We start from the raw sequence: 15,234 nt of genomic DNA on the forward strand, positions 1-15,234 counted from the left end.
GTGCAATAGCGGGCCGATCAGTGCGAGCGACTATATCGCCGCCTCGCGCAGGCACGGCGGCGGCATGTGATGGAACCGGTGCGATTACCCGGCCGCGACGCGCAAAAACCGTCCGGCGGGCGCGCCGCCGCACCGCTTCCGCGCGTTGCATTGCCTCGCCGCGCCGCTCAGCCCGCCACGCCGTAACCGCCGCCGCCCGGCGTTTCGACGACGAACACGTCACCCGGCGCCATCTGCGCGCGGCCGACGTGCTCGAGCGTCTCGACCGTGCCGTCCGCCCGCTCGATCGTGTTGCGGCCGAGCGCGCCGGCCTCGCCCCCCGCCGCGCCGAACGGTGCGTGGATCCGGTTGTTCGACAGGATCGACGCGGTCATCGGCTCGAGGAAGCGGATCCGCCGCACCGCGCCGTCGCCGCCGCGCCAGCGTCCGCCGCCGCCGGAGCCCGCGCGCAGCCGATGCGAGTCGAGCCGCACCGGGAAGCGCCATTCGAGCACCTCCGGGTCGGTCAGCCGCGAGTTCGTCATGTGCGTCTGCACCGCGCCGACGCCCGCGAAACCGTCGCCCGCGCCGCTGCCGCCGGCGATGGTCTCGTAGTACTGGTAGCGATCGTTGCCGAACGTGAAGTTGTTCATCGTTCCCTGGCTCGATGCGACGCAGCCGAGCGCGCCGTACAGCGCATTGGTGATCGCCGACGACGTCTCGACGTTGCCCGACACGACCGCCGCCGGATACTCGGGGTTCAGCATCGATCGCGCCGGCACGATCACCGTCAGCGGCTTCAGGCAGCCGGCGTTCAGCGGGATGTCGTCGCCGACCAGCGTACGGAACACGTACAGCACCGCGGCCATGCAGACGGCCTTCGGCGCGTTGAAGTTGTTGTCGAGCTGCGCGGACGTGCCGGTGAAGTCGATCTCCGCACGGCGCGCCGTGCGATCGACGCGGATCGCGACATGGATTTCCGCGCCGTTGTCGAGCGGATAGCGGTACGCGCCGTCCTGCAGCGCACCGATCACGCGCCGCACCGCCTCCTCCGCGTTGTCCTGCACGTGTCGCATGAACGCGAGCACGACGTCGCGGCCGAACTGCTCGACCATCCGCCGCAGTTCGTCGACGCCCTTCTGGTTCGCCGCGATCTGCGCGCGCAGGTCGGCCATGTTCTGCTCGACGTTGCGCGCCGGATAGCGGCCCGACGCGAGCAGCGCGCGTGTGTCGGCATCGCGCAGCGCGCCCGCCGACACGAGCTGCCAGTTGTCGATCAGAACACCCTCTTCGTCGATGTGCGTCGAATCGGGCGGCATCGAGCCCGGCGTGGTGCCGCCGATGTCCGCGTGGTGGCCGCGCGAGCCGACGTAGAACAGCGGTGTGTCCGAGCCGTCCGCGAACACCGGCGTGATGACGGTCACGTCCGGCAGATGCGTGCCGCCGTGATACGGGTCGTTCAGCATGAACACGTCGCCGTCGCGCATGCGGCCGCGGTTGCGCTCGATCACCGTGCGGATGCTCTCGCCCATCGAGCCCAGGTGCACGGGCATGTGCGGCGCGTTCGCGATCAGGTTGCCGTCGCCGTCGAAGATCGCGCACGAGAAGTCGAGCCGCTCCTTGATGTTCACCGAATACGCGGTGTTCTGCAGCCGCAGCCCCATCTGCTCGGCGATCGACATGAACAGGTTGTTGAAGATCTCGAGCCGCACCGGGTCGGCGTCGGTGCCGAGCGAGCGGCGCGTCGGCAGCGGCGTCGTGCGCGTCAGCACGAGATTGCCCTGCGCGGTCATCCGCGCGCGCCAGCCGGGTTCGACGACGGTCGTGCCGTTCTTCTCCGCGACGATCGCGGGGCCATCGATCGCGTCGCCGGCGAGCAGCGTGTCGCGCACGTACAGCGCCGCGTCATGCCATTGGCCGCCGGAATAGAAACGCACGGCGCCGTGCGCGTGCGGCGCCGCGCCCTCGTCGCGCGGCACGAGCGGTGCGATCTCGACCGGCGCATCGGAGCGGCCGATCGCCTCGACCGATGCCAGTTCGGCGACCAGCGGCGTGCCGGGCATCAGGAACGCGTAACGCTGCCGGTAAGCGGCTTCGAACGCCCGCTGCATCGCCGCGACGCTGCCGGCCGGCACGTCGAGCGCGGAATCGGTGCCCTGATAGCGCAGGTGCACGCGACGCTCGGTCGCGATGCGCTCCGGCGGCACGCCCTGTTCGAGCAGCGCGCCGACGGCTTCGTCGGTCAGCCGGTCGAGCGCGGCATTCAGCGCCGGCAACGATTCATCGGACAGCACGGCCTCCACCGCGCGCTCGCGCATCGCGGTCTGGTCGGCAAGCCCCATCCCGTAGGCGGACAGCACGCCCGCGAGCGGATGTGCGAACACCTGCGTCATCCCGAGCGCGTCGGCCACGCCGCACGCGTGCTGGCCGCCCGCGCCGCCGAACGTCATCAGCACGTAGCGCGACACGTCGTGGCCGCGCTGCACCGAGATCTTCTTGATCGCGTTCGCCATGCTGCCGATCGCGATTTCCAGGAACCCTTCGGCCAGCGCCTCGGGCGTGTCGCGCCGCCCGGTCGCCGCGTGGATCTCGTCGGCGAGCGCGGCGAATTTCGCGACCACGACGTCGCGGTCGAGCGGCTCGTCCGCATGCGGGCCGAATACGCGCGGGAAGTGATCGGGCTGGATCTTGCCGAGCATCACGTTGCAGTCGGTCACCGTCAGCGGGCCGCCGCGCCGGTACGCGGCCGGCCCCGGGTTCGCGCCGGCCGATTCGGGCCCGACGCGCAGGCGCGCGCCGTCGAAACCGAGCACCGAGCCGCCGCCGGCCGCGACCGTGTGGATGCTCATCATCGGCGCGCGCATCCGCACGCCGGCCACCTGCGTCTCGAACACGCGCTCGAATTCGCCGTTGTAGTGCGACACGTCGGTCGACGTGCCGCCCATGTCGAAGCCGATCACGCGGTCGAAGCCGGCCGCGCGCGCGGCGCGCACCATTCCGACGATGCCGCCGGCCGGGCCGGACAGGATCGCGTCCTTGCCCTGGAACGCATCGGCGCGCGTCAGGCCGCCGCTGCTCTGCATGAACTGCAGGTTCACGCCGGGCATCTCGTGCGCGACCTGCTCGACGTAGCGGCGCAGGATGGGCGACAGGTACGCGTCGACCACGGTCGTGTCGCCGCGCGACACCATCTTCATCAGCGGCGACACCTCGTGCGACACCGACACTTGCGTGAAGCCGATCCGGCGCGCGAGGTCGGCCAGCGCGCGTTCGTGCGCCGTGTAGCGATAGCCGTGGATGAGCACGATGGCCAGTGCCTGCACGCCCGAGTCGAACACGCGGCGCAACGCTGCTTGCGCACCTTGCACGTCGAGCGGCACGACGACGTCGCCGTGCGCGCCGATCCGCTCGTCGATTTCGACGACGGTCTCGTACAGCGCATCGGGCAGCACGATGTCGAGGTCGAACAGGCGCGGGCGGTTCTGGTACGCGATGCGCAGCACGTCGCGAAAGCCGCGCGTCGTCGCGAGCGCAATGCGTTCGCCCTTGCGTTCGAGCAGCGCATTGGTCGCCACCGTCGTGCCCATCTTCACCATGTCGACGCGTTCGGGCGTAATCGGCTCGCCGTCGGCGAGGCCGAGCAGGTGGCGGATGCCGGCCACGGCCGCATCGCGATACTGCTCGGGGTTCTCCGACAGCAGCTTGTGCGTGACGAGCGAGCCGTCGGGCCGACGCGCGACGATGTCGGTGAAGGTGCCGCCGCGGTCGATCCAGAATTGCCAGCGCGCGGCGTCGGAGGAAACGGGGAAGATGTGTCGATCAGTCATGGCGATGAACTCGATGCGTCGTTGATTCGAAAGACGAGCGCCGCCGCACGGCGCGCGTCGCGCGCCGCGTGAGGGCTTCGATGAACAGGGAGTGGTAAAACGGTGGCGGGCGGGTGCGCGTTCAGGCAGCGTCGAGTTCGCGGCCGCGCGTCTCAGGCAGCGTCAGCGCGGCGACGATCACCACGCCGTACGCGGCGACCGCGAAGATGCCGATGCTCATGCCGAGCCCGTATTGTTTGGACAGCGCGCCGATCAGGAACGGGAACAGTGCGCCGATCGCGCGGCCGACGTTGTAGCAGAAGCCTTGCCCGGAGCCGCGCACGCGAGTCGGGAACAGTTCGGTGAGGAACGCCCCCATCCCGGAGAAGATGCCCGATGCGAAGAAACCGAGCGGGAAGCCGAGCCACAGCATCGACGCGTTGGTCAGGTTCAGCGACGTGTACGAGAACGCGATCACCATCGAGCCGACCGCGAACAGGATGAAGTTCGGCTTGCGGCCGAGGCGGTCGGTCAGGTATGCGCTCGTCAGGTAGCCGACCCACGAGCCGAGGATGATCATCGCGAGATAGCCGCCGGTGCCCATCACAGTCAGGTGCCGCTCGGTCTTCAGGAACGTCGGCAGCCAGGTCGTGATCGCGTAGTAGCCGCCTTGCGCGCCGGTCGTCAGCAGCGCCGCGCGCAGCGTCGTCGACAGCAGCTTCGGCGCGAATATCTCGGTGAGGCGCGGCGCGTCCGCCACCTTCGCCTGCGTGGCTTTCTCCTTCTCGTAGACGTCGGGCTCCTTCACGTAGCGACGGATCACGACCACCAGCAGCGCAGGCGCGAGGCCGACGAGGAATAGCGCGCGCCAGGCCTGCTCGGCCGGCAGCACCGAGAACAGCAGCGCATACAGCAGCGCGGACAGCCCCCAGCCGATCGCCCAGCCCGACTGCACGAGGCCGACCGCCTTGCCGCGATCGCGCGCGCGGATCACTTCGCCGATCAGCACCGCGCCGGCCGTCCATTCGCCGCCGAAGCCGAAGCCCATCAGCGCGCGCGCCGCGAGCAGCTGGTGGTAGTTCTGCGCGAGCCCGCACAGCGCGGTGAACACCGCGAACCACAGCACCGTCAGCTGCAGCGTGCGCACGCGGCCGATCCGGTCGGACAGGATGCCCGCCATCCAGCCGCCCGCCGCCGACGCGAGCAGCGTCACCGTGCCGATGAAGCCGGCGTCCGCCAGCGAGATGCCCCAGGTCGCGACGAGCGTCGGGATCACGAACGACAGCATCTGCGTGTCCATCCCGTCGAGCATGTAGCCAACCTTGCAGCTCCAGAACGCGCGTCGCTCGCGCGGCTGCGCGTCCGCATACCATCCGAACAGGCCGTTGCGCGCGGGGCCCGCGGGGTCGGCGGCGGGCGCCGCGAGGGTCTTGCTTTCCATGGTGAAGCTCCTGTCGAAATGTGCGGTCGAAACCGTGCGTGTCGTGCGTGGTGCGTGGTGCGTCGTACGTCGTGCTAGCGATCGCCGGGCTGCGGCTGCGCGCCGCCCTCCGGTCGGGCGGATCGTCTGCGGTCGCGACGCGCCGCCGTGTCGGGGCCAGACCAGCAACCGTGCGGGCCGCCGGCGCCAGCCGGATCAGAACACGGCCAGCGACGCGTTCGTGATGTCCGTCATCAGCATGTAGCCGGGCGTATGCGCGATCGCGAGCGGCAGCTTCGCCTCCATCAGCGCGGTTTGCGGCGTCACGCCGCACGCCCAGAATACCGGCAGTTCGTCGTCGCGCACCGTCACCGCGTCGCCGAAATCGGGGGCGCCGAGATCGGCGATGCCGAGCTCACGCGGATGGCCGATATGGACCGGCGCGCCGTGCACGCCCGGGAACCGGCTCGTGATCTGCACCGCGCGGACCGCGTCAGCGCCGCGCAGCGGGCGCATCGATACGACCAGCTGGCCGCCGAAGATCCCCGCGCGGCGATTCGGAATCGACGTGCGGTACATCGGCACGTTGCGCCCCTCCTCGATGTGGCGCAACCCGATCCCTTCACGTGCCAGCATGTCCTCGAACGAGAACGAGCAACCGATCGCGAACACGACGAAATCGTCGCGCCACAGCGCTTCGAGCGATTCGACCCGCTCGGTCAGGCGGCCGTCGCGGTATACGTTGTAGCTCGGCACGTCGGTGCGGATGTCGAGATCCTCGCCGAGCACGTCGAGCCGGAACGCGCCCGGTTCGCCCACGCCCAGCAGCGGGCACGCCTTCGGGTTCGCCTGGCAGAAGCGCAGGAAATCGTGCGCGTACGCGTCCGGCAGGATCGCGAGGTTCGCTTGCGCGAACGGGCCGCACTGGCCGGCCGTCGGGCTGCGGAATGCACCGTTGCGTACGGACTGGCGGAATTCGGTAGGCGTCATGATGGTCGTTGGCAGATCGATATGTCGTCGGGATGACGGTTGCGTCAGCGGATACGGCGAAGAATAGAAAAGAAAAAATTTCGTCGCCAACGAGTTTTTTTGCACCGCGTGTATAGAATTTCTTAACGGATCTCGGGGTTTTCCCCGGTCCCGTTCACTTTTCTTCACCGGCAAGCTGCGCATCCACCGTCCGCCCGATCGCCATGAACACGCGTTTCCTCGAAACCTTCGTCACGCTCGCGAAGCTGCGCAACTTCCGCACGACGGCCGCCGCGCTGCACGCGACACCGGCCGCGATCTCGCAGCGCCTGAAGGCGCTCGAGGACGAATTGCAGACCGTGCTCGTCGATCGCGACAGCCGCGAGTTCCGGCTCACGCCGAACGGCGAATATCTGCTCGGCTATGCGAAGGCCGTCGTCGAGGCCACGCACGAGCTGCAGGCCGCCGCTGCCGGCGAAAGCGCGCTGCGCGGCAAGCTGCGGCTCGGCGTGATCGAGACGGTCGTGCACAGCTGGCTGCCGCATTACCTGCGCCGCCTCGCCGCCGACTACCCGCAGCTGGAGATCGACCTGACCGTCGACGTCAGCGTCGTGCTGCAGCGCCGGCTGATGGCCGGCGAACTCGACCTGATCATTCGTGTGGAGGGCAGCGACGAGGCATCGGTCGTCTGCGACGCGCTCGCGAACTATCCGGTGCGCTGGATCGCGCGCGCGGGGCTGCTGCCCACCACGCGCACGGGCCTCGCACGGCAGGTGCTGCGCCAGCCGATCCTGACCTACGGTCGCGGCACCGCGCCCCACCGCGCGCTCGAGGACATCGTGCGCACGCTGGCGCACGCGCATGGCGTGCCGCTGTCGGAGACGCGCATCACCGGCTCGCCGTCGATCTCGGTGATCGTGCAGCTCGTGCGCGACGGCTACGGCGTGGCGGCAATTCCGGTGCTGTTCGTCGATGCGTTGATCGCCAGCGGCGAGGTCGTCGAGCTACCGCTGCAGCCGTCGCCGCCGTCGATCGTCGTGTCGATGTCGCGGCGGGCGGACGCGCCGAAGTTCGTGCACGGGGCGTCGATCGCGGCGCGGGCTGCCTGTCAGGAGTATTGCGAAAAGAGCAACCGGTTGCTGGTCGAGGCGCTTTGAGGTGGTTCGACATCGCCGCGCGAATCGCACACAATCGCACTCGACACTTGTGACACCCGCTTCGCGTTGTGAATGCCGGCATGGCCGTCAGGCATTCATCGTTTCGCACGCCCCTGCACGACAAGAAACAAGAAGGCAGACATGCAGACCCGCACCGCTTTCCCTCCTTCCCTGAAACGCGCGCGCATCGTCGTCATCGCCGTGTATGTCGCGTCGCTGCTGCTGCCCGCGTTCGCCGAGCCGCCCAATGGGGCCGGTGCGGTGAGCTGGTGGCACGGCTACACGGTGCTCGCGCTCGGCTGGCTCGGGATGCTCGACCTGCAGTTCGCCTGGCTCGGCAATCCGCTGCTCGTCGCCGCGCTGGTCAAGCCGAACCGGACGGTGTCGGGGCTGCTCGGCATCGTCGTGGTGCTCGCGCTCGCGTGGCACACGCTGCCGACCGACGCACGGGTCGAAACGATCAGCGATTTCGGATTCGGGTACTACCTGTGGATCGCGGCGATGGTCGGCGCGGCGGCATTGCCGTGGGTCGGTGAGCGCAAGATGAGAGGCGCTGTCGCGGCGGGCGAGGTTTCCGCCGCGGCCGAAAACGGCGCCGCCGATGCGTCGAATGCCGGCACGGTGCCGATCCGCTCGATCGGCAAGCCGGGCGGATGGACCGTCACCGCGACCGACACGCAGATCAGCGCAATCGACCCGCAAGGCGCGATACGCGGAATCGCGCTGTCCGCACTCGGCGCGGTGGCGATCGAGACCAACGACCAGGGGCCGTTCGTGTCGGACGTGTGGTGGATGCTGTTCGACACGCGCAAGCAGCTTGCCTGCGCGTTCCCGCAGGACGCGGAAGGCGCGAAGGCGGCGGTCGACCGGCTGCTCGACCTGCCCGGCATCGATCATCGCAAGGTGATCGACGCGCAGACGTCGGTACAGAACGCGATGTTCCCGATCTGGGAGCGCGCGACGCAGACGGACGCGCCGCGCGACGTCGCCCAGCAACGCGAAAACTGAACGGTGCGTCGTTCACGCGAACGTCCGGGAAGTGTGCCTGCTTCGCCTTCGCTTCCAGATGCGCGGGATGCCGAATCAACCGTTGCAGCGCGGCTTCCGATTCCCGGTAGCAAACGTTCCGGATCGGCCCCGCCTCGGTGTTCTCCCATGCCTCCTCGCCGAGGTAGCCGGGTGTCGAGCGATGCGTCGTCGCGACCGGCCTTGCCCGCGCATGCCCATTCGGCTTCGGTCGGCAGGTCGCGGCCGAACCTGTGCGCAAACGCGCGCGCGTGCGTCGTGGCTACGAAGCGTGGACGATGCGCTGCGGCACGCGCTCGCCGTCCGCGTCGTCCGACGCCAGCATGCGCGGAATCTCGTCAACGAGCGCATCGATGACGACGCGCACCTTCATCGGCACGTTGCGCGACGCCGGCCGCACCGCGAACACTTCGGCGCCCGACACGCTGTCGCTGTCCATCACGAGCGCGAGACGGCCGTCGCGCACGTAGGGCGCCATCAGCCAGCACGGCAGCCACGCGAGGCCCGCGCCGGATGCCGCCGCGTCTGCGATCGCCTGCAGGTCGTCGAATCGCAGGCGGCCTGCCGGGCGATGGTCGTGCACCGCGCCGTCCGCGCCGATGATGCGCCACGGCGTCGGCTGCCCGCCGCGCGAATAGGCGATGCCGTCGTGCAGTGCGAGTTCGTCGAGCCCCGACGGCCGGCCATGACGATCGAGATAGGTCGGCGACGCGCAGATGCCCATGCGCTGCACCCCAAGCTTGCGGCCGACCAGCGCGCTCGTGTCGGCCAGCGGGCCGATACGCACCGCGATGTCGAAGCCGTCGTTGACGAGATCGGCGACGCGATCACTGAACGACACGTCGATTTCAAGCCGCGGATGGCGCTCGATGAGGCGGCGCACGACGGGCGCCACGCATTGCCGGCCGAACAGCACGGGCACGCTGACCCGCACGCGCCCCGTCGGCTCGCGCCGGCCCGCGTCGAGCGCGGCTTCCGTCTCGCCGAGTTCGGCCAGCAACCGCCGACACTGTTCGTAATAGACGAGCCCTTCGTCGGTCAAGCCGATCTGGCGCGTCGTGCGCTGCAAGAGCCGCGCGCCGAGCCGCTGTTCGAGCCGCGCGACGATCTTCGCAACAGCCGAGCGCGTCATGCCGAGGCGCAGCGCCGCCGCCGCGAAGCTGCCCGACTCCACGACGTCGACAAATTCGGCGATGCCTCTCAGCCGCTCGTCCATGCAATTCCGCTCCAGTGAGATGACAAGTTTGTGTCCGCTATGGCGACAATCGTTGGCCGAATTCTCGCCAATGCGTCCCGCTGTGCAACACTATGATAGTCCGGTCCATCTCGAAAAAGGAGTCGACATGCATGCATGGCAAATCAAACCGGGGGACGGCATTGCCGGGCTCCGCCGCGTCGACGCGACGCTTCGCCCGGTCGGGCCGACCGACGTCGTCGTGAAGATCCACTCGGCCGCACTGAACTATCGAGACCTGATGTTCGCGCGCGGCGACTATCTCGGCATCGGCACCGAAGCGCTGATACCCGTCGCCGACGGCGCCGGCGAAGTCGTCGAAACCGGTCGTGACGTCACGCGGTTCAAGCCGGGCGATCGCGTGATCAACACGTATTTCCCACGCTGGATCGACGGGCCGCCCACGCCGCGGAAGGTCTCGGGGTCACCCGGCTCGCATTTCGACGGCGTGCTCGCGGAACGCTTCGTCTCCGACGAAACCGCGCTCGTCGCGATTCCCGCGCATCTCGACTACGACGAGGCGGCAACGCTGTCGTGCGCGGGCATCACCGCGTGGAATGCGCTGTTCGTCGACGGCGGGCTGGGACCGGGTGCGACGGTCGTGCTGCTCGGCACGGGCGGTGTATCGATCATCGCGCTGCAGCTTGCGCATGCGGCCGGACTGCGCACGATCGTGACCTCGTCGAGCGATGCAAAGCTCGAACGCGCCCGCGCACTCGGTGCGGACGCAACGATCAACTACCGCGCGACACCCGAATGGCAGCATGAAGTGCTGCGGCTCACCGACGGTGCGGGCGCGGATCTCGTCATCGAAGTCGGCGGACGCGATACGCTCGCGCGCTCGGTCGCCGCGACGAAAATGGGCGGCATCGTATCGGTCATCGGCGGCCTCAGCAGCTTCGGCGGCCCGGAACTCGGGCTGCTTTCGCTGATCGGCGGCTTCAGGAAGCTGCACGGCTTCATGGTCGGCAGCCGCGCGATGCTCGACGACGTCGTGCGGCTCGTCGACGCGAAACGGATCAAGCCGGTGGTCGATCGCGTGTTCGGTTTCGACGAAGCGCCGCAGGCCTATGCCTGCCTGCAGTCGGGACAGCATTTCGGCAAGGTCGTGATTCGCGTCGTGTCGTGACGGATGAAGGCGGCGCACGCCGCCTTCTCCTCGCCGCACGCTTCGCGCCAGCCGCGCGCGCCGTCGTCAGAACATCTGGCGCAGGCCGATCGCGGCCCCGACGTTGTTGGTTCTGCCGATCTGGTCGACCTTGCCGGTGAGCCGGTTGGTGGCACCCGGATAGTCGGCCGCGAACGCGCCGTTGCCGCGTGCGAAATCGACCGTGCCGTACACCTCGGTGTGCTTCGACAGCGCATATTCGGCCAGCACGGTCGCCGAGTAGTTGATCCCGGAGCCGAGCGTGCCGTCGAGCCGCTCCGCATTGCGCGCATGGCCGTAATAGCCGGCCACCGTGATCAGCAGCGGTGCGGTGGCCTGCCAGTTCGCGCCGACGTAGAACGTATCGTCGATGCGATTCGGGCTGCCGCCGCCGAGCGTGGGCGCCCCGGCCTGCTGCATGTTGAAGTCCGTCGTGCCCGTCTTGTCCTGACCGTGCAGCCAGCCGGCCAGCAGGCGCACGGACGGCGTGACCTGATACGCGCCGCTCACGTGCACGAAGCTCACCTTCGCGCCATTGACCGAACTGCCGTTCACGGACGACACCGAGGTCTGCTGGTAGCCGGCGTTGATCGACGCGGGCCCTTGCGCGTAGGTCAGCTCGACGCCGTACGTGCTGTCGAGGCCCATCGCGCCGGCATGATTGCCGAACCCGTAGATCGCATCGACGCTGAAGCCGCTGTACGAGAACTTGTACTTCACCGAGTTCGGCACCGTCAGGTAATTGCCGATGCCGTTGTACGCCCAGCTGTCCTGCCAGTAGTCGCCGACGGTCATCGGATCGAACACGTCGCCCATCGTGTCGTACAGCGGGGCGTACTGGTTGCCGAAGGTCAGCGAGCCGTACCGGTCGCTCGACAGGCCGACGTATGCCTGCCGGCTGAACAGCGTGTTCGCGACGTGCAGCTTGCCGTCGCCGAGCTCGAAACCGTTCTCCAGACGAAAGATCGCCGACAGGCCGCCGCCGAGATCCTCGCTGCCGCGCAAGCCCCAGCGGCTGTGCGTTTCGGGACCGACCGTCATTCCGATCAGGTCCTTCCCGTCGGGGCCGGCATTCGTCTGATAACGGATCGCCGTATCGACGAGGCCATACAACGTGACGGAACTCTGCGCAAATGCGGACGATGCCGCGGTCAAGACGAATACCGCGCCGACACCACCGGATACGACGATGCGTTTCATGAAAGGCCTCCCTGAGCGATTGATTTTGTAAGCAGTCCGACAGCATTCGTGTCCGCCTGCCGGTATAGCGCTCGGGAGAATAATCGGTCATATTCGCGGCACCTATTGCTCTTTCTGGATTGGACCTTTCCAACGCCGTCAACAATCGCGGTAACAGCCGTGCGACGGCCGGAGCGTCGCGCTCGGGTAAGATGAACGCTCCTTCCGTCGCTTCGCCGCCCAAGCCATGTCGACCACCATCGCCCTCCTGCTGCCGCTCGCCGGCGTCCTGTTCCTGAGCGTGGCCAGCCCTGGCCCGAACTTCGTGATCGTCACGTCGACCGCGGTCGCGCAGCGCCGCGCCGGCGTGATGACCGGGCTCGGCCTCGCGGCCGCATCGGGCACCTGGGCCGCGATCGCGATTGCCGGCTTCGGCCTGCTCGTCACCCACGTCGCCTGGGTGCACAGCGCGCTGCGGCTGGCGGGTGCCACGTACCTGATCTGGCTCGGCCTGAAAATGGTGCTGACCGCGCGCCAGCCGCTCGCCGTTTCCGCGCCGGCCGCGTCCTCCGGTTGGCATGCCGCGAAGAAGGGTTACGTGGTCAGCATGACGAACCCGAAATCCGTCGCGTTCTACGGCAGTATCTTCGCGTTGATGGTGCCGGCCCATGCGCCGGCGTGGTTCGATCTCGCGGTCGTCGCGCTGTCGATCGGAATTTCAGGCGCGTGGTACTGCACGATGGCGCTACTCGCGTCGCACCCGTCGGTGCGCCGGCTGCTGATCCGGCGCAAGGCCGTGCTCGATACGACGGCCGGGCTGCTGCTGATGGGGCTCGGCGGGCGGATGCTGGCCGGGCGCTGAGCGCCATTGCGGCCCCGCATCGCCACGGAAAAGGGCCACTTGCGACACCCTGCGCGCGATGCGCCACACGTTGAAACGGCATCCGAAATGAAATCGCGCGCCGGGTCGAACGGCGCGCTTCGATGGAACGATGGATCGATGGCCGACGGGCGTGGCGCATCGTCGACGCACCACGCCCGTCACCGCATCAGCGTACCGGATCGACTGCCACGATCGGCGCGCCGCGCCCCTCGATGTCACGCCCCGCGAGCAAGCACAGATCCTCGCGATGATGCGCGGCAACCACCTGCACCCCCACCGGCACGTTGTTCACGATCCCGGTCGTCACCGCGAGCCCCGGCAGCCCCATCGCCGGCAGCGCCCGCAGCGTGAGCTGCGCTTCCCATACGCGCTCGAACGCTTCCGGCCCTTGCCGATCGAGATCGTCGGGAAACGGAAGCTCGGACGACACCGGCAACAACAACACCGCATATTCGTCGAGAAACAGGCGCCACTGCCGCGTCAGCGTCGTACGCCGCACGAGCGCACGGCTGATCACGTCGGCCGGCAGATCGCGCACCTTGCCGCGCACGGCGGCGATCACCGCGGCCGCGCCCGGATCGCCGTCGCTTGCCACCGCGTTTGCCAGCGCATCGAATCCGTCGCCGAGCCAGAGTTGCTCCTGCAACAGCGCGGCATCGCGCATCGGCGGCGTATCGTCGATTTCTTCGACGGCCCATCCCGCGTCGACGAGCCGTCGCGCGGCATCGCGCAGCGCGGCCTCGACCTCGGGCACGACTTCCAGACCGCGCGGACGCACGCACAGCGCCGCGCGCTTCGGCACGGGGCGACCGTCGATCGGCACCGGCACGTGCCACGGGTCGCGCGGGTCCGGTGCGGCGAGCGCACGCAGCGCCAGCGCGAGATCGTCGATCGTGCGTGCGATCGGCCCCGTCGTCGACATCAGTTGCGCGCCGATCGCACGCTCCGGCGATGACGCATTGAATGCCGGCACACGCCCGAGCGACGGCCGGATGCCATGCACGCCACACGCATAGGCCGGATAACGCACCGAGCCGCCGATGTCGGTGCCGAGCGCGATCGGGCCGATCCCGGCGGCCACGGCAGCCGCCGCGCCGCCGCTCGAACCACCCGGCGTCAGCGAACGGTTGCGTGGATTGTACGTATGGCCGTGCACGAGGTTCGACGTGAACCAGCGCAGCGCGAACGTCGGCGAATTGGTGCGGCCGAGCAGCACGGCGCCGGCCTTTCTCAGGTTCGACACCGACGGGCTGTCGGCGCTCGCGATCAGGTTTTCCTGCAACCGCGTGCCGTTGGTCGTCGCGAACGCCGCGACGTCGACGTTGATCTTCACAGTCACGGGCACCCCGGCAAGCGGGCCCGGATCGTCGCCGCGGGCGATCGCGCGATCGACGTCGTCGGCCTGCCGCCGCACGTCGTCGGGGCGATGCTCGACCACCGCATTGATCGCCGGGTTCACCGCGTCGAGGCGGGCCAGTGCGGCATCCGCCACTTCCCGCGCGGACACTTCACGTTGCCGCACGCGTTTCGCAATTTCAGTCGCCGACAGTTGCCAGAGTTGCTGCGTCATGACTTCTCCTCGTGAAAGGACATCACAATCACCGACGGCGCCACGTCATCCGCCACGCGGCGCCGCATTCACTCACTGCGCATCCTGCTTCGCACGTTCCGCGGCCGCGATGATCGCGTCGGCCACGGCCTTGGGCTGGCTCAGCATCGCGACGTGGCTGCCGTTCACGCGCGTGACCGTCGCGCCGATCCGCTTCGCCATCGCCTCTTGCAGCTTCGGATCGATCATCCGGTCCTGCGTCGCGACAACGAACGACGACGGCTTTGCATGCCACGCGGCCTGCGCGACCTTCTCCGAGATGCAGCCACCGTACCACGGCCCTTGCGTCGCCGCGACGACGCGTTGCTGCGCGGGCGGAAGGTCCGGTGCGAAATCCTGCGCGATCGCCTTGTCCGACAGCGTCGCGAAACCGCCTCCGTCCTTGCGCAGTTCGCCGGCCCACGACGGGGCCGGCAACCCCTGCGTGACGTCGGCGATCGACTGGCCGTTGTCCGGCGCGAATGCCGCGACGTAGACGAGCGACTTCACCTTGTCGTCATTGCCGGCGTCGCTGATCACGACACCGGCCCACGAATGGCCGACCAGCACGACAGGGCCCTTCTGTTCGTCGATCGCGCGCTTCGTCGCGGCTGCGTCGTCGGCCAGCGAGCTCAGCGGGTTCTGCACCGACACGACGTGCAAGCCGCGCGCTTCGAGCAGCGGAATCACGCGGTTCCAGCTCGACCCGTCGGCGAATGCGCCGTGCACGAGCACGACGTTCGTGCCCTTCAGGTCGTCCTTCGGCGCGGCCTGCGCCGCGACCGCACCGAACAGCCCGCCGAGCACCGCCGCGGACACCAGAACCCGTTTCGTCAAACCGATCAT

The 15,234-nt window shown here is 68.6% G+C and carries 11 protein-coding genes and 1 pseudogene; 4 read left to right on the forward strand and 8 right to left on the reverse strand.

Annotated features, from left to right (window positions below; translation table 11 throughout):
- Positions 1 to 167: 167 nt before the first annotated feature.
- The 3 genes from BTE28158_RS24440 to BTE28158_RS24450 all read right to left on the reverse strand — a co-directional run bounded on the left by BTE28158_RS24440 (position 168) and on the right by BTE28158_RS24450 (position 6,195).
- On the reverse strand, positions 168 to 3,806 hold the full coding sequence (locus BTE28158_RS24440) for a hydantoinase B/oxoprolinase family protein (RefSeq protein WP_151050708.1): 3,639 nt from the start codon (positions 3,804 to 3,806) through the stop codon (positions 168 to 170).
- A 121-nt stretch (positions 3,807 to 3,927) separates the two neighbouring features.
- Entirely contained in the window at positions 3,928 to 5,226 is a 1,299-nt protein-coding gene (locus BTE28158_RS24445; protein ID WP_059601170.1) for an MFS transporter, read from the reverse strand.
- Positions 5,227 to 5,421: 195 nt separating this feature from the next.
- Positions 5,422 to 6,195 carry a putative hydro-lyase gene (locus BTE28158_RS24450; protein WP_151050710.1) on the reverse strand — a complete coding sequence of 258 codons (774 nt, stop codon included), beginning with the start codon at positions 6,193 to 6,195 and terminating at the stop codon, positions 5,422 to 5,424.
- A 203-nt stretch (positions 6,196 to 6,398) separates the two neighbouring features.
- On the opposite strand from BTE28158_RS24450, the gene BTE28158_RS24455 reads away from it, so the two are divergent.
- Both BTE28158_RS24455 and BTE28158_RS24460 read left to right on the forward strand, forming a co-directional pair.
- A complete protein-coding gene (locus BTE28158_RS24455; protein WP_059601165.1) occupies positions 6,399 to 7,331 on the forward strand; it encodes a LysR family transcriptional regulator in 933 nt (310 codons plus the stop codon).
- Between the two features lie 141 nt (positions 7,332 to 7,472).
- Positions 7,473 to 8,339 carry a hypothetical protein gene (locus tag BTE28158_RS24460; protein ID WP_059601162.1) on the forward strand — a complete coding sequence of 289 codons (867 nt, stop codon included), beginning with the start codon at positions 7,473 to 7,475 and terminating at the stop codon, positions 8,337 to 8,339.
- A 22-nt stretch (positions 8,340 to 8,361) separates the two neighbouring features.
- Here the strand turns inward: BTE28158_RS24460 and BTE28158_RS32590 are convergent.
- Positions 8,362 to 8,523: pseudogene (locus BTE28158_RS32590) on the reverse strand (antibiotic biosynthesis monooxygenase); the annotation flags it as partial.
- 96 nt (positions 8,524 to 8,619) lie between these two features.
- A complete protein-coding gene (locus tag BTE28158_RS24465) occupies positions 8,620 to 9,573 on the reverse strand; it encodes a LysR family transcriptional regulator (protein ID WP_059601159.1) in 954 nt (317 codons plus the stop codon).
- Positions 9,574 to 9,700: 127 nt separating this feature from the next.
- Here BTE28158_RS24465 and BTE28158_RS24470 point away from each other — a divergent pair, with 127 nt between their 5' ends.
- The gene (locus BTE28158_RS24470; protein ID WP_151050712.1) at positions 9,701 to 10,720 is read left to right on the forward strand and encodes a zinc-dependent alcohol dehydrogenase family protein; all 1,020 of its coding nucleotides are present in this window, start codon (positions 9,701 to 9,703) and stop codon (positions 10,718 to 10,720) included.
- Positions 10,721 to 10,786: 66 nt separating this feature from the next.
- Here BTE28158_RS24470 and BTE28158_RS24475 read toward each other — a convergent pair whose 3' ends face one another.
- Entirely contained in the window at positions 10,787 to 11,938 is a 1,152-nt protein-coding gene (locus BTE28158_RS24475) for a porin (protein WP_124620732.1), read from the reverse strand.
- Positions 11,939 to 12,164: 226 nt separating this feature from the next.
- Between BTE28158_RS24475 and BTE28158_RS24480 the strand changes: the two genes are divergently transcribed.
- Positions 12,165 to 12,779 carry a LysE family translocator gene (locus tag BTE28158_RS24480; protein ID WP_151050714.1) on the forward strand — a complete coding sequence of 205 codons (615 nt, stop codon included), beginning with the start codon at positions 12,165 to 12,167 and terminating at the stop codon, positions 12,777 to 12,779.
- A 187-nt stretch (positions 12,780 to 12,966) separates the two neighbouring features.
- Here the strand turns inward: BTE28158_RS24480 and BTE28158_RS24485 are convergent, their stop codons facing one another.
- Entirely contained in the window at positions 12,967 to 14,370 is a 1,404-nt protein-coding gene (locus BTE28158_RS24485) for an amidase family protein (protein ID WP_151050716.1), read from the reverse strand.
- A gap of 72 nt (positions 14,371 to 14,442) precedes the next feature.
- Positions 14,443 to 15,234: an alpha/beta fold hydrolase gene (locus BTE28158_RS24490; protein WP_124901504.1), complete on the reverse strand. Its 792-nt coding sequence runs from the start codon at positions 15,232 to 15,234 to the stop codon at positions 14,443 to 14,445.

This window comes from Burkholderia diffusa (assembly GCF_902499115.1).
Lineage (GTDB): Bacteria > Pseudomonadota > Gammaproteobacteria > Burkholderiales > Burkholderiaceae > Burkholderia > Burkholderia diffusa.